At 36.1% G+C, this 22,320-nt stretch carries 20 protein-coding genes; all 20 read left to right on the top strand.

Going from position 1 to position 22,320, the window contains the following annotated elements; translation table 11 throughout:
• Positions 1-633: 633 nt before the first annotated feature.
• The 20 genes from dpaA to AB3M96_RS14385 all read left to right on the top strand — a co-directional run bounded on the left by dpaA (position 634) and on the right by AB3M96_RS14385 (position 22,244).
• A complete protein-coding gene (gene dpaA / locus AB3M96_RS14480) occupies positions 634-1,533 on the top strand; it encodes a dipicolinic acid synthetase subunit A (RefSeq protein WP_412968338.1) in 900 nt (299 codons plus the stop codon).
• Positions 1,534-2,139: a dipicolinate synthase subunit B gene (locus AB3M96_RS14475; protein WP_412968337.1), complete on the top strand. Its 606-nt coding sequence runs from the start codon at positions 1,534-1,536 to the stop codon at positions 2,137-2,139. It begins immediately after the preceding gene.
• Between the two features lie 126 nt (positions 2,140-2,265).
• Positions 2,266-3,318, top strand: a complete 1,053-nt coding sequence (asd, locus tag AB3M96_RS14470) for an aspartate-semialdehyde dehydrogenase (RefSeq protein ID WP_412968336.1) — start codon at positions 2,266-2,268, stop codon at positions 3,316-3,318.
• Positions 3,319-3,586: 268 nt separating this feature from the next.
• Positions 3,587-4,831, top strand: a complete 1,245-nt coding sequence (gene dapG, locus AB3M96_RS14465; protein ID WP_412968335.1) for an aspartate kinase — start codon at positions 3,587-3,589, stop codon at positions 4,829-4,831.
• Positions 4,832-4,849: 18 nt separating this feature from the next.
• Positions 4,850-5,719, top strand: coding sequence for a 4-hydroxy-tetrahydrodipicolinate synthase (gene dapA, locus AB3M96_RS14460; protein ID WP_412968334.1), 870 nt, complete (start codon positions 4,850-4,852; stop codon positions 5,717-5,719).
• Positions 5,720-5,923: 204 nt separating this feature from the next.
• On the top strand, positions 5,924-6,682 hold the full coding sequence (locus tag AB3M96_RS14455; RefSeq protein WP_412968333.1) for a ClpP family protease: 759 nt from the start codon (positions 5,924-5,926) through the stop codon (positions 6,680-6,682).
• Positions 6,683-6,696: 14 nt separating this feature from the next.
• On the top strand, positions 6,697-6,888 hold the full coding sequence (locus AB3M96_RS14450) for a YlzJ-like family protein (RefSeq protein WP_412968332.1): 192 nt from the start codon (positions 6,697-6,699) through the stop codon (positions 6,886-6,888).
• Between the two features lie 139 nt (positions 6,889-7,027).
• Entirely contained in the window at positions 7,028-9,352 is a 2,325-nt protein-coding gene (locus tag AB3M96_RS14445; RefSeq protein WP_412968331.1) for a DNA translocase FtsK, read from the top strand.
• Between the two features lie 158 nt (positions 9,353-9,510).
• The gene (locus tag AB3M96_RS14440) at positions 9,511-10,233 is read left to right on the top strand and encodes a GntR family transcriptional regulator (protein WP_412968330.1); all 723 of its coding nucleotides are present in this window, start codon (positions 9,511-9,513) and stop codon (positions 10,231-10,233) included.
• A gap of 104 nt (positions 10,234-10,337) precedes the next feature.
• The gene (locus AB3M96_RS14435) at positions 10,338-11,450 is read left to right on the top strand and encodes a BMP family lipoprotein (protein WP_412968329.1); all 1,113 of its coding nucleotides are present in this window, start codon (positions 10,338-10,340) and stop codon (positions 11,448-11,450) included.
• 235 nt (positions 11,451-11,685) lie between these two features.
• A complete protein-coding gene (locus AB3M96_RS14430) occupies positions 11,686-13,209 on the top strand; it encodes an ABC transporter ATP-binding protein (RefSeq protein ID WP_412968328.1) in 1,524 nt (507 codons plus the stop codon).
• Positions 13,206-14,285, top strand: coding sequence for an ABC transporter permease (locus tag AB3M96_RS14425; RefSeq protein ID WP_412968327.1), 1,080 nt, complete (start codon positions 13,206-13,208; stop codon positions 14,283-14,285). Before AB3M96_RS14430 ends, AB3M96_RS14425 begins: the two co-directional genes overlap by 4 nt.
• Position 14,286: 1 nt before the next feature.
• Positions 14,287-15,237, top strand: coding sequence for an ABC transporter permease (locus tag AB3M96_RS14420; RefSeq protein WP_412968326.1), 951 nt, complete (start codon positions 14,287-14,289; stop codon positions 15,235-15,237).
• 175 nt (positions 15,238-15,412) lie between these two features.
• Complete coding sequence (locus AB3M96_RS14415) at positions 15,413-15,592, top strand: hypothetical protein (RefSeq protein ID WP_412968325.1); 180 nt, start codon at positions 15,413-15,415, stop codon at positions 15,590-15,592.
• Between the two features lie 7 nt (positions 15,593-15,599).
• Positions 15,600-17,108: a sodium:solute symporter family protein gene (locus tag AB3M96_RS14410; protein ID WP_412968324.1), complete on the top strand. Its 1,509-nt coding sequence runs from the start codon at positions 15,600-15,602 to the stop codon at positions 17,106-17,108.
• Positions 17,109-17,397: 289 nt separating this feature from the next.
• A complete protein-coding gene (yfmF, locus tag AB3M96_RS14405; protein WP_412968323.1) occupies positions 17,398-18,678 on the top strand; it encodes an EF-P 5-aminopentanol modification-associated protein YfmF in 1,281 nt (426 codons plus the stop codon).
• Positions 18,678-19,967: an EF-P 5-aminopentanol modification-associated protein YfmH gene (yfmH, locus tag AB3M96_RS14400; protein ID WP_412968322.1), complete on the top strand. Its 1,290-nt coding sequence runs from the start codon at positions 18,678-18,680 to the stop codon at positions 19,965-19,967. Before yfmF ends, yfmH begins: the two co-directional genes overlap by 1 nt.
• 58 nt (positions 19,968-20,025) lie before the next feature.
• A complete protein-coding gene (gene ymfI / locus AB3M96_RS14395; RefSeq protein WP_412968321.1) occupies positions 20,026-20,745 on the top strand; it encodes an elongation factor P 5-aminopentanone reductase in 720 nt (239 codons plus the stop codon).
• Between the two features lie 68 nt (positions 20,746-20,813).
• Entirely contained in the window at positions 20,814-21,056 is a 243-nt protein-coding gene (locus AB3M96_RS14390) for a DUF3243 domain-containing protein (RefSeq protein ID WP_412968320.1), read from the top strand.
• Positions 21,057-21,452: 396 nt separating this feature from the next.
• Positions 21,453-22,244 carry a DUF3388 domain-containing protein gene (locus tag AB3M96_RS14385; protein WP_412968319.1) on the top strand — a complete coding sequence of 264 codons (792 nt, stop codon included), beginning with the start codon at positions 21,453-21,455 and terminating at the stop codon, positions 22,242-22,244.
• Positions 22,245-22,320: the final 76 nt, after the last annotated feature.

Below are 22,320 nucleotides of genomic sequence, written 5' to 3'. Positions count from 1 at the left end.
AGTTTAAAAGATTAGGTACGCATATTGGATAAAGGGTGAAGCGAAATTCACTTCACCCCAACATTTGACGTTGAACCATTTTTTTTACTTTAACTTTAGGGAGTAGGGTATAAGGGGACATATTTAATTCCGTAATTATTGTTGGCAAAACGTGGATAGTTATAATCATATTAGAAAAGAGCCCAAGAAAATAACCTAGTTTATTCACCTATTCAAGCTATACCTCATAGTATGGTGAAGTAAATAAAATTGAATGATTTTATTGAAATAGAACGATACCTTTAACTTCAGCAGAAGTCCCCTACTTCTACAAGTGGAGGATGAATGCAAAAAGTTAAAGCCTCCGGCGGATGCTTCGATTATTAAAAGGAAATTTTTCCGGCATTAACTGGCATTGAACCCCTTGGCGAATTGCCAGTAAAAGTCTGAAAGTGAACACAGACTAACAGCGCCAGGTCATGTGGCAATGTCTCTGTGAACCACTTCCTGTCGGACGCAACTAACAATCAGTGGTAACGTATAACTCAATTGATTGAAGTTTCACTTTATCGAGCAAGCTCGATAAAATCGGGCGCAAATACGCCAAGGTGCATTTGATACAGTATTCTTAGATAAAAGAAGGTGATAAATCTTATGTTAACTAATATGCATATCGCAATCATTGGTGGAGATGCAAGACAGTTAGAAGTCATTAGAAAACTCATTGAACTTGATGCAAGACTTTCATTAATTGGATTTGATCAGTTAGATCATGGCTTTACTGGGGCATCAAAGGAACGGATAGATGAAATCGACTTTTCAGACATAGATGCAATTATCTTACCAGTCTCCGGAACGAATGGAGAGGGTGAAGTGGAGACGATTTTTTCAAATGAAACTGTCGTGTTGAGCGAAGAAATCTTATCAAAAACACCTGAACATTGTGTGGTTTATTCAGGAATTAGCAATTCCTTTTTAACAGCTATTGTCGACAAAAGCAATCGAAAGCTGGTTCAGCTTTTTGAACGCGATGATGTCGCAATTTATAACTCAATACCTACCGTGGAAGGTACAATTATGATGGTAATCCAGCACACTGATATTACCATTCACAATTCAAATGTAATTGTGCTTGGACTTGGTAGAGTTGGTATGAGTGTGGCAAGAAGCTTTGCTGCGCTAGGAGCGAATGTAAAAGTTGGGGCAAGAAAAACAGAGCATATAGCACGAATAACTGAAATGGGTTTAACTCCTTTTCACCTTAACGATTTAGAAAAAGAAGTGAAAGATATTGATGTTTGTATTAATACAATCCCGCACTTAGTTGTAACAGCCAGTGTTATATCAAAGATGCCGGTTCACACCTTAGTTGTTGATTTAGCTTCAAAGCCAGGTGGAACAGATTTTAGATATGCAGAGAAAAGAGGTATAAAGGCGTTACTAGCACCGGGGTTACCAGGAATTGTTGCCCCAAAAACAGCTGGGCAGATTGTTGCCAATGTATTGTCACAGTTACTTCTAGAGTTATTACAACAAAGAGAGGAGAATGTTTAAGTGACATCTTTAAAAGGGAAGAGAATCGGATTTGGTGTAACAGGATCTCATTGTACGTATGATGCAGTTTTACCAGAAATAATTAAATTAGTTGATGAAGGGGCAGATGTAGTTCCAGTTGTTTCCTATACAGTCCAATCAACTAATACAAGATTTGGTGAAGGTGCGGAATGGATCGAAAAAATTGAGAGTGTAACGGGGAATAAAGTAATAGATTCAATCGTTAAGGCAGAACCGTTAGGGCCAAGAATTCCATTAGATTGCATGGTTATTGCACCTTTAACGGGTAACTCAATGAGTAAGTTTGCAAATGCATTAACTGATTCACCGGTTTTAATGGCAGCAAAAGCCACATTACGAAATCAAAAACCAGTCGTGTTAGGAATTTCTACTAACGATGCATTAGGTTTAAATGGTGTGAATTTAATGCGATTAATGGCAACTAAAAATATATATTTTATTCCATTTGGTCAAGATGCCCCAACAAGTAAACCAAATTCAATGGTTGCTAGAATGGAAATGTTACGAGACACGGTTATTTCAGCTATTGATGGTAAACAATTTCAGCCTGTTATTGTTGAAAAGTTTCGTGATGACGAAAAGTAATAAAAAATATATGATAAAGAAGAGAAAGAATATAATTTCTTCTCTTCTTTAATGCGTGAATATGATAAAATATAAATCATTAAACGTACACTAATTGTTGTAGTTTTTGGGAAGGGGTATTCAAATATGACAAAAAATAATGACTTACACGTAGCGGTTGTTGGGGCAACAGGTGCTGTTGGCATGCAGATGATTCAAACACTCGAGGCTACTGATTTTCCTTTGACAAAATTAACCTTATTATCTTCAGAGAGATCTGCAGGTAAAAAGATTATCTATAAGGGTCAAGAATTAATAGTTGAGGTTGCAACCCCTGATAAGTTTGAAGGTGTTGATATAGCTTTATTTAGTGCAGGTGGAAGTGTTTCTAAAGAATTAGCTCCAGAAGCCGTTAAACGCGGAGCTATTGTTGTAGATAACACGAGTGCATTCCGAATGGATGAAAATGTTCCACTTGTTGTACCTGAAGTTAATGAAAGTGATTTATTAACTCATAATGGTATAATTGCAAATCCTAACTGCTCTACAATACAAATGGTAGTTGCTTTGGAGCCTGTTCGACAAGCATATGGTTTATCTAAGGTTATTGTTTCAACATACCAAGCTGTTTCTGGATCAGGAGTAGCTGCAATTTCTGAATTAAAGCAACAAACTAAGGATCTTATTGAAGGTAATGAAATTGCACCAGAAGTACTGCCGGTAAAAGGTGATAAAAAACATTATCAAATTGCCTTTAATGCAATTCCACAAATTGATAAGTTTGAAGAAAATGGTTTCACTTTTGAAGAAATGAAAATGATAAACGAAACGAAAAAAATTATGCATATTCCTGACCTTCATGTAGCTGCTACTTGCGTTCGATTACCGGTTGAAACTGGCCACTCTGAGTCTGTATATTTTGAGACAAAACAAAATGGAGTATCAGCTCAAGAATTAAAGGATTTACTAGCTTCTGCACAAGGAGTCGTATTAGAAGATAATCCTGCTGAACAAATCTATCCAATGCCAATTCATGCAGTAGGTAAAAATGATGTATTTGTTGGAAGAATTCGTAAAGATCTTGATAAAGATAATGGCTTCCATATGTGGGTAGTTTCAGACAATTTATTAAAAGGTGCTGCATGGAATTCAGTTCAAATCGCTGGTAGTCTATTAAAATTGGGATTAGTCTCAAAATAAAGGATATACCTTACTGAGTCACATATTCTAGCATAATTAGTCTGTCATGTTCTGAACTAAGCCTTTTATGTTCAGCTCCAGCGCCTAGCCCCTCGAGGTCGCTTCACCCCTCCTGCGGAGGCATGGCCTCCTCGTCAGGGTTCCAGCGCTTGGCGGACTTGCACAGGAAGTGTTGACATCGACGTTCGCCACAGGACGTGGCGGCCTTTAGTCGATGTACCTTTCCAAAAACGCTTTCGCTTTTCTAATTTAACATGGGGTGGTTTCATTGAATATTGTTGTTCAAAAGTTTGGTGGTACTTCAGTAAGAAATGAAGAGTCAAGAAATAGAGCAAGAAAGCACATAGAAAGTGCAGTCTCAGATGGCTATAAGGTAGTTGTTGTCGTTTCTGCAATGGGACGGATGGGAGATCCTTATGCGACCGACACACTATTAGAATTAGCTGGAGGATCCAAGACAAGGATAAGTAAGCGGGAAATAGATATGCTAATTTCTTGTGGAGAAGTTATTTCTAGTGTTGTCTTTACAAATATGCTAAATAGACATGGCCTAACAGCTACAGCCTTAAATGGAGGTCAAGCTGGATTTCGAACGAACAATGATCACACTAATGCTAGAATATCTGAAATGAAATGTGACAGGTTGTTACAAACACTCGAAGATTATGATGTAGTAGTAGTTACAGGTTTCCAAGGAATCTCTAAAATTGGAGATGTTACAACCTTAGGCAGAGGTGGTAGCGATACATCAGCAGCAGCTCTGGGTGTTGCAATACAAGCTGAATGGATAGATATCTTTACAGATGTCGAGGGTGTAATGACAGCTGATCCGAGAATTGTTGATGACGCGAGACCACTATCTGTTGTAACATATAATGAGATTTGTAATATGGCATACCAAGGTGCAAAGGTCATCCATCCTCGCGCTGTGGAGATTGCAATGGAAGCGAAGGTGCCTATTAGAGTGCGTTCTACTTACTCTGATGCACCAGGAACCCTTGTAACAACTTTAGATAAACGTAGAGAAGGAATTGAAGTAAGAGAAAGAGTTATTACAGGGATTGCTCATGTAACGAATGTCACTCAATTAAAGGTTCAGGCCAAAAAAGGGCAATATAATCTTCAAACAGAAGTTTTTAAAGCGATGGCAAATGAACAAATAAGTGTAGACTTTTTTAATATAACTCCAAATGGCGTTGTATATACAGTATCTGGTGACATGACTGAGAAAGCAGTTACTAAATTAAAAGAACTGGGGTATGACCCTCAAGTTACCGAGAAATGTGCAAAGGTTGCTACTGTAGGTGCAGGTATGAACGGTGTGCCGGGAGTTACAGCACGGATTGTTACTGCACTTTCGGAAAAAGGAATTCAAATCTTACAATCAGCAGATAGTCTTTCAACCATTTGGGTACTTGTGAAGGAGTCTGACATGAATGAAGCAATAAATGCACTACACAGGGCATTTCATTTATCAGATGGTCCTGTAGGAACAGAAGTAGCCGATTTATAAGAGAGTAGGAGTGAAATCATGATCGATTTTGGTAAAGTTTCAACAGCAATGGTAACTCCTTTTGATAATAAAGGAAATATTGACTTTACAAAAACAACACAGTTAATTAATTATTTATTAAATAACGGTACCGATTCATTAGTTGTTGCGGGTACTACTGGTGAATCTCCGACATTGTCGTCAGAAGAAAAAGTAGCACTGTTCCGTCATGTAGTTCGTGTTGTTGATGGGAGAGTACCAGTGATTGCAGGAACAGGAAGCAATAATACGTATGCATCAATTGAGCTAACAAAAAAAGCTCAAGATGCTGGTGTGGATGCTATCATGCTAGTAGCACCATACTATAATAAACCAAACCAAGAAGGCTTATATCAACATTTCAAAGCCATTGCCGAAAGTACAAATCTACCTGTAATGCTATACAATATACCTGGTAGATCTGTTATAAATATGTCTGTTGAAACCATTGTTAAGCTGTCTAAGCTTTCAAATGTAGTGGCTGTAAAAGATGCAAGTGGCAATCTAGATGCAATGACAGAAATAATTTCAAACACTGATCAAGACTTTGTATTGTATAGCGGTGATGATGGATTAACGCTTCCAGCGCTTGCAATAGGTGCTAAGGGCGTAGTATCAGTAGCGTCACATGTTATTGGTAACGAAATGCAACACATGATTAATGCTTTTGTATCGGGGACTGTACAAGAAGCTGCACAACTTCATCAACAACTATTACCAAAAATGAAGGCATTATTCACAGCTCCAAGTCCAGTTCCAGTAAAAACGGCTCTTCAGCTTAATGGACTCGATGTTGGATCAGTCCGTTTACCACTTGTACCACTAACTGAACAAGAAAGAAAAGATCTTTCAAATATCTTTTTAAACTAATAGATTATGAAAAAAGTCAATCCACTGATTGGCTTTTTTCTTTTGTCTCATTTACAAAGAGAATGTTACCTCAAAACATTCCAACGTTATAAATTCATCATTTTTTACTCCTTGCACAGTATAAATGGACACTTTCCCTGAGAGGAGAATGAAAAGAAATCTTGTGTTTATACTAAGTGGTAAATGGCTTGAAAGGAGATTACAATGGATAACGAACAATACATAAATGCTGGGCAACCCGAGGGGGACCAAGATAAGAATGATGGAGCAAAGGGATCTACTTTAGTTGAAAAAATACAACAACTAGGACAAACAAATGTGCCGCAGATGTCAACTGATAGTAAGATACATTGCTTAACAATAGTAGGACAGGTGGAGGGCCATATTCAACTGCCACCTCAAAATAAAACGACTAAATATGAACATGTTATCCCACAAATTGTTGCAATTGAACAAAATCCTAAAATTGAAGGATTACTTGTTATCTTAAATACAGTTGGCGGTGATGTAGAAGCAGGACTTGCAATTGCTGAAATGCTTGCCTCACTTTCAAAACCAACTGTTTCGATTGTATTAGGCGGTGGTCATTCAATTGGAGTACCAATTGCGGTGTCCTGCGATTATTCTTTTGTAGCCGAGTCCGCAACCATGACTATTCATCCTGTTAGATTAACTGGATTAGTAATTGGAGTACCTCAAACTTTCGAATATTTAGATAAAATGCAAGAAAGAGTTGTGAACTTTGTTACCGGACATTCAAATATTACGGAAGAAAAGTTTAAGGAACTAATGTTTTCGAAAGGAAATTTAACGCGTGATATCGGTACTAATGTAGTTGGTTCAGATGCAGTAGAGTATGGATTGATTGATGAGGTTGGAGGAGTAGGCCAAGCTATTAAAAAGCTTAATGAACTCATTGAGGAGAGACAACATTCTATTGAAAGTGAGCAGATGATCCAATGATTTTATATACAATGATGCCTCAGGAACTTGTTTATCCGCAAAATGATTATGAAGATAGTGGCCTCGAGTATATTAAGCAAAATGGTGTTTCGTTATGTGTGAGCAAAGATTCTGTTGGTGAGTATAAAATAGAAAGAGTGATGAGTACTGACCCACAACATTTTTTAAATGATAAGTATGCTCCTGGAAGTAGAATACAGTTGTAATGATCGTTTATTTTAAGAGCAGAAGAAACTTCCCCTAATTGTAGGTTTCTTCTATTAATGCTATAATTTAATAGGATTTATATAGAAGGGCAGCCATATTGTGGCTGCTTTCTCGTTATGTAAAATGGGTAGGTGTATTATGGCAAAGAGAAAGCGTAGGCATACAAAGAAAAAAGAGGAATGGAAGAAAACAATTAAATTTGAACTGCTAGGTTTATTACTTCTAGCATTATCATGTATTGGATTAGCTAGATTAGGTATAGTAGGTACTGGATTAGTACTCGTGTTTCGATTTTTTTTAGGGAATTGGGACATAATTGGCCTATTGGGTTTATTAGTAATTTCAATCTACATAATATGGAGACGTGAGTGGCCAACAGTCATAACAAGACAATTGATCGGGGTATATCTTATTATCGCTGCTATACTCTTACTGAGTCACATACCTTTGTTTAATTTACAGACAAATGGAGGAAAATTTGCTGAACCAAGTGTTATTAAAAATACCTGGAATTTATATTGGTCTGTAGTACAAGGAAACACTAGCACTACTGATATGGGTGGCGGAATGCTCGGCGCAATTCTTTTCGCTGCGTCCTATTTTTTATTTGATGAAGTAGGTTCAAAAATCATTTCGATATTTTTAATTATAATCGGCGGAGTTTTAGTAACAGGAAAATCACTACATGATTCTCTATTAAAGGTATTTGGGCCGGTTGTGCGTTTTATGCAAAAGCAATGGGTGGCATTCTTAGAGGATATCAATGAGTGGGTTAGTAACCTTAAAACGCGTCCAAAAAAGAAAACGAGGGTAAAAACCAAAAGTGAAAAAACTCGTTCGGATGTCGAGGTAGACCAAAACGAAATAGAGGATACGGTTGAGGAACCTATGGAACCAATTATCTCGAACTTTGCAGATAGAGCATATACCCAAGGTCCAGAAGTTCCAAAACAAGTCTCTAAACCAACTAAAGCAATAGACGATGAAGTTGAGGATAAGACTCCAATCACGTTTACAGAAGTAGAGCCTGAAAATGTAGATTACGAGTTGCCACCTATACATCTATTACATCCACCAAAGCAAACGAATCAGAGTGCTGAGCATGAAAATATTTATGAAAATGCTAGAAAGTTAGAAAAGACCTTTCATAGTTTTGGAGTTAAAGCGAAGGTCACAAAAGTACACTTAGGTCCCGCAGTGACAAAATATGAGGTTTATCCTGATGTTGGGGTCAAGGTAAGTAAGATTGTTAATTTAAGTGATGATTTAGCACTAGCTCTTGCTGCTAAAGATATACGCATTGAAGCTCCTATTCCAGGTAAATCTGCAATTGGAATAGAAGTTCCTAACTCTGAAATAGCAGTTGTTTCATTAAGAGAAGTGTTAGAATCAACAGAAAATAATAGCTCCGATTCAAAATTATTGATTGGTCTAGGCAGGGATATTTCAGGAGACGCAGTACTTGCTCAACTAAATAAAATGCCGCATTTATTAGTTGCCGGAGCAACTGGAAGTGGCAAAAGTGTGTGTATTAATGGAATTATTACAAGCGTCTTAATGAGAGCAAAGCCTCATGAAGTTAAGATGATGATGATAGATCCTAAGATGGTTGAATTAAATGTGTATAATGGTATTCCACATTTATTAGCTCCTGTAGTAACAGAGCCGAAGAAAGCATCACAGGCCCTTAAAAAAGTTGTAAATGAAATGGAGAGAAGATACGAACTCTTTTCACATACTGGTACAAGAAATATTGAAGGATACAATGAATACATTCGTCGTCACAACAATGAAGAAGAAGGTAAACAACCACCCCTTCCTTATATAATTGTTATTGTGGACGAGCTTGCAGATTTAATGATGGTAGCATCCTCAGATGTTGAGGATTCGATTACAAGGTTAGCACAAATGGCACGTGCTGCAGGAATACATCTAATTATTGCCACTCAAAGACCTTCCGTTGATGTAATAACGGGCGTTATAAAGGCTAATATTCCTTCACGAATTGCATTTAGTGTTTCTTCGCAAACTGATTCACGTACAATTCTGGACATGGGTGGGGCCGAAAAGTTACTAGGCCGTGGCGATATGCTCTTTTTACCAGTTGGCGCTTCAAAACCAGTTCGTGTTCAGGGGGCATTTTTATCTGACGAAGAAGTTGAAGAGGTTGTTGATTTTGTTATTTCTCAACAAAAGGCTCAGTATCAGGAAGAAATGATACCGACTGAAACTGTAGAAACAAACGAAAAGGTAGAGGACGATTTGTATGATGATGCGGTTCAGCTAGTGATTGAAATGCAAACTGCATCAGTTTCCATGCTTCAGAGAAGGTTTCGAATTGGATATACGAGAGCTGCTAGACTGATTGATGAGATGGAAGCAAGAGGTGTTGTAGGTCAATATGAAGGTAGTAAACCCCGAACAGTCTTACTTTCTGCAAAGAATGAGGACGTAGGAAGTTAACATTTTATGTCAAGAAGAGCATAGTGCTCTTCTTTTTTTCGACAAAATTTGTGATTGTTGTTTATTTCTCAATTGAAAAATGATATATTTATTTCGAATTAGTTTATTGTCTAACATCAGAGGTCTGATGACTATATAGCAAAACGGAGGAAAAATACATGACTATCAAGTTGGACAATCGACCTTTATATCTACAAGTGATTGATCAACTTAGGCTTGATATTGAAAACGGTATCTATAAAGAGAAGGAAAAACTTCCATCAGAATTCCTCCTAGCGAAGCATTTAGGAGTTAGCAGAGCCACTCTTCGAGAAGCACTAAGAATTCTTGAAGAAGAAAATGTCATCATTAGAAGACACGGGGTAGGTACATTTATTAATGCAAAGCCGTTGTTTAATTCGGGGATAGAACAGCTTACTAGTATAACAGACATGATACTTCAAGCAGGCATGAAACCTGGAACAATCTTTCTTTCTAACTCAGTAAAAGCTCCAACTGATAATGATATTAGAGGCTTTAACTGTTCAGAGGAAGAAGAAATTACAGTGATTGATAGAGTTCGTACTGCTAATGGAGAACCAGTCATTTATTGTATTGACAAAATTCAAACAAAACACTTACCTTCTACTTATTCACATGAGGAATCTTTATTTGATTTGCTTGAGATGAAAGCTGGTAGAAGAATTTCTTATGCAGTGACTCATATTGAACCTCTAGGTTACCATGAGAAAATATCACAAATTTTAAATTGTGATCCTGAAACCTCACTATTATTGTTAAAACAAATGCATTATGATGATAATGATGAGCCAGTTCTCTTTTCATTAAATTATTTTAAGGCAGATACGTTTTCATTCCATGTGGTAAGAAAGCGTTTATAATATTTTTCGTGCAAGTTGCACATTTTAAGGAGGTGAGTAAGGGGTCAAATACTAAAGTTTTTTTCATTTAGAAATATTAAAAAATATGTAGGGGGTATAAACCAATGTTAAAAAAGAAATTTAGTTTCGGTCTAGCATTTCTACTTGCTGCTGGTACATTACTGGGCGCATGTGGTGGTGCTGATGAAGAAGGAAATGGTGGCGGCGCTGACGCTCCAAAATCAGATTTAAAAGTAGGTATGGTAACTGACGCAGGTACAATCGATGATAAATCATTCAACCAAGGTACTTGGGAAGGGATTCTAGCTGCTAAAGAAGAACTAGGGATTCAAGAAAAATACTTAAAGCCAGCTGGTACAACTGAAGCAGAATACCTTAAAGAAATGGGTAACTTATACGATGCAGGTTACAAGTTTATTGTAACTCCTGGATTTAAATTTGAAACTGCAGTATTCCAAGCTCAAACTAAATATAAAGATGCTAAATTTGTAATTCTAGATGGTAATCCACATAGTGGTGACTTCAACCCTGTTGTAGAAGATAACACAGTTGCTGTTTTCTTCGCAGAGCATGAATCAGGTTTCTTAGCTGGTGTTGCTGCTGCTCTTGAATTAAAAGAAGGCGAAGCAGGATTCATCGGTGGTATGGAAATTCCAGCAGTACAAAAATTTAACTGGGGCTTCCAACAAGGTCTAGCATATGCTAACGAAAATCTTGGAACTAACATGAGCATTAAGGCTGATAACGTATTATATCAAGGTTCTTTTGATGACTCAGCTGCTGGTCAGCAAATTGCAGCACAAATGTATGACCGTGGAGTTAATGTAATCTTTACTGCTGCTGGTGGTGTAGGTGTAGGTGCAATTAACGAAGCTAAGACACGTGCAGGCGCTGGAGATGAAGTTTGGATCGTTGGTGTAGACGTTGACCAATATGCAGATGGAATTTATGACGAAGCAAATAACAAATCAATTATCTTAACTTCTGCTATGAAGAAGTTAGCTCACGTTACACAAACAATTATTGAACAAGAATTAAATGGTGAGTTCCCTGGTGGAGAAACGTTAACATTTGATACTACAAATGATGGTGTTGGTATTCCGGATGAAAACCCTAACTTAAGTGAAGATACTGTTAAGCAAGTTAAGGATATCTATGAAAAAATTAAATCTGGTGACATCAAAGTATCCTCTGAACAAGGTAGCTTAATTAAGTAATTTGGATACAAAAGAGACGGTTTCTTCCGTCTCTTTTGTTAACAACAAAGTATTAGGAACTAAAAAGTTGTCGTTAAAAAAGTAATGCTTTTTTTATGAACAAGACATTTGTATTTTTGTAAGAATCTCTAGAAAAGAACAGATAATTAGGTAACACAAAATCCTATGTCTTTATGTGATTATAGGGGACTCCTATTAAAATGGAAACGAGTCTATTAAAAAGGTGAGTGCTACTATGGAATATGTTGTAGAAATGCTAGATATCAGAAAAGAATTTCCTGGTATTGTTGCAAACGATAATATTACCCTTACTTTAAAAAAGGGTGAAATACACGCATTACTAGGTGAAAATGGAGCCGGGAAATCAACATTAATGGGTGTGCTTTTTGGAATGTACCAGCCAGAGAGAGGAACCATTAAAGTTAACGGTGAAGAAGTACGTATTACAAATCCTAATGTAGCTAATCGTTTAGGAATTGGGATGGTGCACCAGCACTTTAAATTAGTTGATAATTTTACGGTTACTGAAAATATTATTTTAGGTAGTGAGCCTGTTAAAGGTGTTGTGCTTGATACAAACAGTGCTGCTAAAAGAATAGAAGAGTTATCAAAGTATTATGGATTGAATGTTGACCCACATGCAAAGATTGAAGATATATCAGTAGGTATGCAACAAAGAGTAGAAATAATGAAAATGCTTTATCGTGAAGCAGATGTGCTTATCTTTGATGAGCCTACAGCTGTTTTAACTCCTAATGAAATTGAAGAATTAATGAAGATTATGCGTAATCTAATTAAAGAAGGAAAATCAATTATTATTATTACTCATAAGTTAAAAGAGATTAAGGCTGTTGCAGACCGTTGTACAGTAATACGACGTGGTAAGTCAATCGGAACAGTCAATGTTGCGGAAGCTAGTGAAGCTAGCCTAGCTGAAATGATGGTGGGTAGACACATATCATTCAAAGTGGATAAGAAAGAACGCACAGCAGGTGATGTTGTACTTGAAATAGATTCTTTATCTGTAAAAAATAACAGAAAAGTCCTGGGCCTTAAAAATTTCGCATTAACGGTTAAAAAAGGTGAGATTGTAGGTATTGCAGGTGTAGACGGAAACGGACAATCTGAGTTAGTTGAAGCGATCACTGGCCTACGTAAAGCAGAATCAGGAAAAATCTTGTTAAATGGAGAAGACATAACTAGTCTTCCTATACGTCAAAGAATTGAAAAAGGGATAGCTCATATTCCTGAAGATAGACAAAAACGCGGATTGGTTCTTGATTATACCTTACAATCCAATATGGTATTAGAGGTTTACAATAAGCCTCCTTTTGCCAAAAATGGTCTTTTAAATGTATCTGCTATGAAAGAATATGCAAAGAGAATATTAGAAAACTTTGATGTCCGTTCCGGTGAAGGTGAAATTTCTATTGCTAGAACTTTATCAGGTGGTAATCAGCAAAAAGCAATTATCGGTAGAGAGCTAGAACTTGATCCTGATTTGTTAGTTGCTGTTCAACCAACCCGTGGACTGGATGTAGGTTCAATCGAATATATTCACAAACGGTTAATAGAACACCGTGATAAAGGAAAAGCAGTACTCCTTATTTCTCTAGAACTAGATGAAGTATTGCAGCTTTCTGATCGCATTGCTATCGTTAACAACGGTGAGTTAGTTGGCGTTGTTAATGCCTCTGAAACGAATGAAAATGAGGTAGGATTAATGATGGCTGGTGTAGGTAAGGAGAGAAGTATATGAGAAATACTATAATATCTTTAATTGCAGTATTATTGGGACTTATAGCTGGTGGTATTTTAATGCTCTTTATTGGTAGTAATCCTCTTGAGGGATATTCGTTTCTGTTTCAAGGGGCATTAAAAAATATTTCAAGAATCGGTGATACATTAGCAACTGCTACACCGTTAGTGTTTACTGGACTCTCGGTAGCATTTGCGTTTAGAACTGGTCTATTTAATATTGGTGCATCTGGACAAATGTTAATTGGTGGTTTATTAGCAACTGCTGTTGGATTGACTTTTGATATCTCTAGACCTCTTTTACTTCTAGTTATGATTATAGTAGGATTTATCGGTGGTGCTTTATGGGCATTTTTACCAGGTCTTCTTAAAGCACGTTTTAATGTACATGAGGTTGTATCTACAATAATGATGAACTGGGTTGCCTATTGGACTGTATATTATGTAGTCCCAGGTTATTTCAAAGGGGAGTTTCTTGAAACTGAATCAGCGAAGTTACCGGAGTCAGCAACTCTTAGAACATCATTTTTAACAGATATGTTTCAAGGCTCTTATATTAACTTAGGATTATTTTTAGCTGTAATTGCAGTAATTATAGTAGGATTTATTATCAATAAAACTACTCTTGGCTTTGAATTAAAGGCTGTTGGGTTTAATCGTCATGCAGCTGAATATGCTGGTATGCAGGTTAACCGAAATATTATTCTATCAATGTTAATTTCTGGTGGATTAGCTGGTCTTGCAGGAGTAGCTATGTATACTGGGAACGCTTCAAGTATGCAAATAGGTATATTACCTGCCCAAGGTTTTGATGGTATCGCGGTAGCGCTATTAGGTGCTAATAATCCAATTGGTGTATTCTTTGCAGCGGTATTCTTCGGAATCTTATATTCAGGTACAGGATTTATGAATGCCATGACGGAAATCCCGCCTGAGATCGCAAATACTATCATTGCAATTATTATTTATTTTGCAGCTACAAGTATTTTAATCGAACGCATGTTAAACAAATTCAGAAAACGACGTTCAAATTCAAATGAAACTGGAAAAGCTGTTGTGAAAAAGGAGGAAGTATAAGATGTGGTCAATTATTGAACAAATCTTCCCATATGCAATTGTGTTTACAATCCCTCTCCTTATCACAGCACTTGGTGGTTTATTTAGTGAACGAAGTGGTGTCGTAAACATTGGTTTAGATGGATTAATGATTTTTGGCGCCTTCTCGGGTTCATTAACTATTTATTATCTACAGGGAACTATGAATCACACTTTAGTACTATGGATTGGTATCTTAGTAGCAGCATTAGTAGGAATATTGTTTTCTTTACTACATGCTTTTGCAAGTATTAATTTAAGTGCAAATCAAATTATTAGTGGTACTGCGATCAATATGATTGCTGGTGCGTTAACTGTATTCTTAGCTAGAAATATCACTGGTAGTGGTAATATCCGTATCACAAATGGGTTTGCTCCTTCGGATATTCCAGTATTGTCATCAATTCCTATTATAGGAGACTTGTTTTTTACAAAGACTTATCCAACAACATGGTTTATTTTGCTAATTTTGTTGGTTAGTGCATTTGTTCTATATAAAACAAAAGTTGGACTTCGATTACGTTCTTGTGGTGAATATCCACAGGCAGCTGAAGCAGCTGGTGTAAATGTAAGAAGAATCCGCTATCTAGGTGTAATGCTTTCAGGTGCATTTTCTGGAATTGGTGGAGCTCTTATAATCGTGACATATGCAGGTGAATTTAAAGGAACAGTTTCAGGGTTAGGGTTCTTAGCTCTTGCTTCCTTAATTTTTGGACAATGGAAGCCTCTTGGAATTCTAGGTGCTACTTTATTCTTTGGTTTTGCAACTACAGTAGCTAACGTTTCTCAAGTTATACCTGAGCTTGCGGCAATACCACCAATTATCCTAAAGATTTTCCCTTATGTAGTAACACTTATTGCATTAGTTCTGTTTTCTAAGTCATCACAGGCTCCAAAAGCAGCGGGTGAACCGTTCGACTCAGGAAAGAGATAGGAAAAATAATATGTATACTCGAAAAGGAATGACAATAATGTCATTCCTTTTTATGTGTTTTTCACTTTTGTTCATTATTTATTTATTGCAAATAGTAAAATAAAAATATTTCTGTTACTAGTTTCACATAGTATAATTATCAATGCACTTATTTAATTATATTGGAGGACTTGAAATGACAAGAAAAGAGATTATATGTGGAAGCCTTATACTTCTGTTAGTGCTACTTGCATATATCATTCCCTTCGTATTCCTAACTGAAATATCAGCTTGGTATGGAAGTTTTCTTTTTTGGACTGTATCAGCATTACTCATTATTATTTTAAATTACATACTAACTAAGGACTGGAAGTGATTGAACGATGAATACATCTTATGTATGGTGGGGGATTGGAATATATATAGTAATATCGATATATATAGCATATTTATCCAAGAGCGAGAAACAAGTCAATATGGAGGGGTATTTTTTAGGAAGTAGAAAAATGAACGGATTTGTGTCTGCTCTAAGCTATAGTGCCACTACATATAGCGCTTTTATGATGGTTGGGTTAGCAGGTCTTACCTATAGAGGTGGAGTTGGCGCGCTAGGCTTTGAAATCATTTATTTTATGGGGGTTTCTCTAGTTGCATTTTTTGGGCCTCGTTTTTGGGTAGTTGGAAAAAAGTATGGATATGTCACTCCATCTGAGATGTTAGGAGATCGGTATCAAGATAAAAAAGTTGCAGCCATCATATCCATTTCGAGTTGTATATTTCTTATCCCATATAGTGCTGTTCAGCTAGCTGGGGTGGGCTATTTGTTAGAGGGGATAACAAATGGTGCGGTTTCATTTACTACAGGTGCAATTATTGCAACCGTGTTGGCAATTGTTTATACATATATAGCAGGTATCCGGTCTGTAATGTGGACAGATTCTTTACAAGCTTTGGTAATGATATTGTCGTCTACTTTAGTGGTAATTCTTCTTGTAAACGGCTTAGGGGGCTTTAATGAATTTTTTGGAGCTCTACAGACTACTTATCCAGATTCACTAACTGTACCTGGTAACGGTTATTTTAGTTTTGCTACCTTTTTATCTCTTACCATCCCTTGGATCTTTTTTAGCTTATCAAATCCACAGGTGAGTCAGCGTCTATATATGCCTAAATCTTTAGGAAGTTTACGAAAAATGCTTTTAGGATTTCTTATATTCGGATTTATTTATACACTTGTATCGGTAATGTGGGGTTACTCAGCAATTTTACTCTTTCCTGGGCTAGAAAATCCGGACATTGCTACACCAAGACTTCTGTCATCTCATCTTGTACCTCCTGTTCTAGGAGTAATTGTTATGGTATCAATTATGGCAGCAGCTATTTCTACTATAGACTCTATCCTATTAACACTATCTTCTTTATTTGCAAGGGATGTTTATTCTGTTACCAAAAAAGGCAAGGATGAACAGCAGCAATTAAAAATTGGTAAGTTTGTAATACCAGTAATCGCATTATTAGCCTATGGGTTTGCTCAGTTACAGCTTGATTTAATTGCAGTATTATCTGTTGCTTCGTCTGCCGGACTTATAGTTGTTGTGCCAGCAATTATTGGTGCCTTTTTCTGGAAAAGAGGTACGGCAGCTGGAGTTATAACAAGCGTTACAGTAGGTGGTATACTTGTTGTGTTATTGGAACTGGCTAAATTTAAACCATTTGGGTATGGATCTGGTGTTTGGGGGCTACTCGTATCAGTTCTTTTATTTATCTTAGTTAGCTATGCTACAAAAGCTCCAGAACAGAAGGCTACTGAGTTTATATCGTATATTAAAGAAGAACTGAGTAGACAACGTAAAACATCGAAAGAAAAGTTCCAAGTAAAACCCAATAAATAATTTTGAAAACCAGTTGTAGTATGAATGAATACAACTGGTTTTTATTTTTCTTTGGGATAGGCGTTTACTTGAAATTATTGCTAAATTGAGGTTATAGTGTTTTTAAGATTATTTATACGATTTTAGTTGAAAATAGCACTATAGGTTTTTATCTCGTATGAATACAAGTAAATAGTGTATATTTCACAATACCTAGCCAAAATAGCCCCACAAGTAATTTATTCCATCTGGATTAACATTCACGGTTTAATGTATCACCCTATTTGACCCAAAAGGAGGCAATATTCAGATGCTGTTATTAGATGAAACTGAACATAAGATTAACGGTTTAACACTCCACACTATCAAAACTGATAAATACAAAACAAACACAATCGTCTTTAAAATGAAAGCACCATTAGATGAAGGGTATGTGACTCAACGGGCATTACTTCCGTATGTTTTACAAAGTGAAACAAAGAGTTACCCATCCTCCACAAGCTTAAGAACATATTTAGATGAATTATATGGGGCTTCACTTCATGTAGATTTAGCTAAAAAAGGTGAATATCACATTATCACGTTCAGTTTAGAAATCGCAAATGAACTCTTTTTGAAGGATCATACCCCACTTCTTGATAAGGCTATATCGTTATTAGGTGAAATGATTCTCTCACCAAATTTAGAAAACGGTGGGTTTAAAAGTACTGTAGTTGACAAAGAAAAGCGGAGTATAAAGCAGCGAATTCAAGCAGTATACGACGATAAAATGAGATACTCAAATCTTCGACTTGTTGAGGAGATGTGTAAGAGTGAACCTTACCATTTACATGTAAATGGTCGAATAGATGACATTGAAGCAATTACCCCTAATTCTCTTTATGAATATTATCAGAAAGCTATTTCTGAAGATGAAATTGACCTATATATCATAGGAAACATTGATCCTGAATCTGTTAAACAAAGTGTATCTGATATTTTTACATTCCAAGAACGAAACAAAGTTCAAGCCGAACAGACTAATGGAAAAAAAGTAACTCAAGAAAATGAGGTTATTGAAAAACAAGATGTTAAACAAGGGAAACTTAATATTGGGTTCCGTACAAATACAACGTACAGTGATCCTGATTATGATGCCCTACAAGTGTTTAATGGAATATTTGGCGGTTTCTCTCATTCAAAATTATTTATTAATGTACGGGAGAAGGAAAGTTTAGCATATTATGCAGCTTCCAGAGTTGAAAGTCATAAGGGTTTATTAATGGTCATGTCAGGAATTGAATTTAAGAATTATCAAAAAGCAGTTACGATTATAAAGGACCAAATGAAGGCAATGGTAGATGGTGACTTTACAGATGAGACATTGTCCCAAACAAAAGCAGTAATAAAAAATCAACTATTAGAGACTATCGATACGTCCCGTGGAATCGCAGAGGTGTTATATCACAACGTGGTCTCCACAAAAGGTCGCAAGCTTGAAGAGTGGATAACTGGGATTGACGAAGTTACAAAAGAGCAGGTAGTCGAGGTTGGAAAGAAAATTGAACTTGATACGATCTATTTTCTTACAGGATTGGAGGTTGGCGAATAATGGAAAAAATAACCTTTGATCAGCTTCAAGAGGATCTCTTTCATGAGAAGCTCACAAATGGTCTAAATGTATATATCCTTCCGAAAAAAGGGTTTAACAAGACGTATGCCACTTTTACAACAAAATATGGATCAATTGATAACCGGTTTGTGCCATTAGGGAAAGAAGAATTAATTTCTGTTCCAGATGGGATTGCACATTTTTTAGAGCACAAGCTGTTTGAAAAAGAAGATGGTGATGTATTCCAAGATTTTAGTAAACAGGGTGCATCAGCGAATGCTTTTACATCATTTACTAGAACCGCATATCTTTTCTCGAGTACATCAAATGTGGAGCAAAATCTTGAGACTTTGGTTGATTTCGTACAAAGTCCGTATTTTACCGAAAAAACAGTAGAGAAAGAGAAAGGAATCATTGGCCAAGAGATTACAATGTATGATGATAATCCTGACTGGCGTTTGTATTTTGGGGTAATAGAAAATATGTATAAAAAACATCCTGTAAAAATTGATATTGCTGGAACAATAGAATCAATTTCCAAAATTACAAAGGATTCCTTATACGAGTGCTATGAAACATTTTACCACCCAAGCAATATGGTGCTATTTATTGTTGGACCAGTTGAACCTGAAAAGATAATGGATCAGATTCGTTCAAACCAAAATAAAAAGGATTACAACAACCAGCCTGAAATTAAACGTCATTTTGACGATGAGCCGATGGAAGTTGATCAAAAGAAAAAGGTCCTTGAGATGAATGTCCAATCCTCGAAATGTCTTGTTGGTGTCAAAGCAGTTAATCCAAAGCGTTCAGGTAATGAATTACTGAAACGAGAACTTTCGGTTAATATCCTTTTAGATTGGTTGTTCGGAAAGAGTTCAGACCACTACCAAACTCTTTATGATGAAGGGTTAATTGATGACACATTTTCGTTTGATTATACGGAGGAAAGTGGATTTGGATTTGCTATAATTGGTGGAGATACACCAAATCCAGATGAATTATCCTCACGTTTACGAGAAATCATGCTTTCAGGTAAAAATTCACCAATAGGTGAAGAGCAGCTGGAACGTGTGAAAAAGAAAAAAATCGGTGCTTTCTTGCGTTCACTTAACTCACCAGATTATATTGCAAATCAATTTACAAGGTATGCTTTTAATGATATGAATTTATTTGATGTAGTTCCGGTAATGGAAGAACTAACAGTACAGGATATTTCAAACACTGCTTCAGAATTTTTCAATGAACAGTGTATGACAGAATGTCAAGTTGTACCTAAGAAACAGTAATACTAGAAAGAAAAAAGCATCCTTTAGGTAAGGGATGCTTTTTTGGAGGAGACTATTAATGGAAAAGTACGCATTAATAACCGGAGCAAGCGGGGGAATTGGTAGTGCAATTGCTAAAGAGATAGCAAATTTAGGGTATTCGTTGTACCTTCATTATCATGAAAATGAGAAGGCAGTCCAAAAGCTGAAAGCTGAATTGGTTGGAATTAATTGCTTCCTAGTTAAAGCTGATCTCAGCAATAAAACAGGTGTAGAAGATATCCTATCTCAAATTACCCACCCAATTGATACAATTATCCATAATTCGGGAAAAAGTATTTTTGGTCTGATGACAGATTTTGAACAGGAAACAATTGAGAGAATGGTTCAGCTGCATACAACTTCACCTTATCTACTGACAAAAGCCCTACTGCCAACAATGATTACAAAGAAGAGAGGTAATATTATCGTTATTTCTTCAATCTGGGGACAAACTGGGGCCTCCTGTGAAGTGCTTTATTCTATGGTAAAGGGAGGACAATTATCATTTGTAAAAGCTCTTGCTAAGGAAGTCGCCCTGAGTGGAATTCGTGTCAATGCAGTTGCACCAGGAGCTATTAACACAAATATGCTTTCTGAATTTACCAATGAAGATATTGCTGATATCAGCGAAGAAATTCCTTTAGGTCGTATTGGTGAACCAAATGAAGTTGCAAATGCCGTTTCATTTTTATTATCTAATAAAGCCTCTTATATAACTGGACAAGTATTATCTGTAAATGGTGGTTGGTATTGTTAATTTCCACGAATAATTTCGGATAAAAACGAGAAACTATACATGTACTAACCTTATAAGGAGGGTCACTTATGTCTGTATTAGACAATTTTGAAGAGTGGAAGGATTTTTTAGGTGATCGCTTGCAGCAAGCTAAATCAGAAGGTATGGACCAAGGTGTAATTTCTGATATGGCATATCAATTAGGTGATTACCTAGCTAATCAAGTTGAGCCTAAAAATGCTCAAGAGAAAGTTTTAGCAGATCTTTGGAGTGTAGCTTCTAAAGAAGAACAGCATGCAATCGCAAACTTAATGGTTAAACTTGTTCAGTAGTTTGTCATGCAGAGAGGATTATCCTCTCTTTTTTTATATAAAAAACCAAGCTTCTAAGCATTTTAACAGTCGTAATTATAACGACAAGATTTTATCACACAGAATTGTTGTGTTTATACCTTTAGAACGACCATTTTTTAGGACCGTCATAATAACGCTTTTGTTTTCGTAACCTTTTATGTTCCATAACCTTAGAAAAATAATTATTCCTATACCAGATATATGAAAAAGCATTCTTATAAAGTTGTCTCTTCCCCTAAAAAACACAATTAGAAATTGCACTCATTATTTTAATATTGCACTATAAAATGTGAAATGATTGGTTTATAATGAAAATGATATATTTTAATTTTCATGGGAATTATATCCAACAATTGGGTTTAAGGGGATGGAATAATGGAGAAAAAAGAATGGTATTTAGAATATGAAATCTCAAAAAACCGTCCAGGACTTCTTGGTGACATTTCTTCATTATTAGGAATGCTTTCAATTAATATTGTTACAATAAATGGTGTAGACGATCGTAGAAGGGGTATGCTGTTATTATGTGACAACAATGAGCAAATCGAAAGACTTGAATCTATATTACATACCATGGATACGATAACTGTTACTAAATTTAGGGAACCTAAATTACGAGATAAATTAGCTGTAAGACATGGAAGATATATCCAAAGAGATGCAGACGATAAGAAAACATTTAGATTTGCACGCGACGAATTAGGTTTACTTGTAGATTTTATGGCTGAACTTTTTAAACAAGAAGGTCATAAACTCATTGGAATTCGAGGTATGCCTAGAGTTGGTAAAACCGAATCTGTTGTAGCTGCAAGTGTATGTGCAAATAAAAAGTGGCTTTTTGTTTCATCTACCTTGTTAAAGCAAACGATTAGAAGTGAGCTTATTGAAGATGAATATAATGTCGATAATCTATTTATTATTGATGGAATAGTCTCCACTAAGCGGGCAACAGAAAGACATCTTCAACTTGTTAGAGAAATAATGAGGCTTCCAGCAGTTAAATTAGTGGAGCACCCTGATGTATTTGTACGCCATACAGAGTATACGTTAAAGGACTTCGATTATATCATTGAACTTCGTAATGACCCTGATGAGGAGATTACGTATGAAGTTATTGAAGAACAACAAATGTTTTCAAGTTCTGATATTACAGGTTTTGAATTTTAATATTGTTGCAAAATATGTATAATCGATTAAAGGATATCAATATCCATTAATTATAGCCTTTGGTGGGTAATTTTCT

This window comes from Ferdinandcohnia jepli (genome assembly GCF_047246645.1).
Classification (GTDB): Bacteria; Bacillota; Bacilli; order Bacillales; family Bacillaceae_L; genus Ferdinandcohnia.
This window is presented reverse-complemented; position numbering and strand designations above follow the sequence as displayed.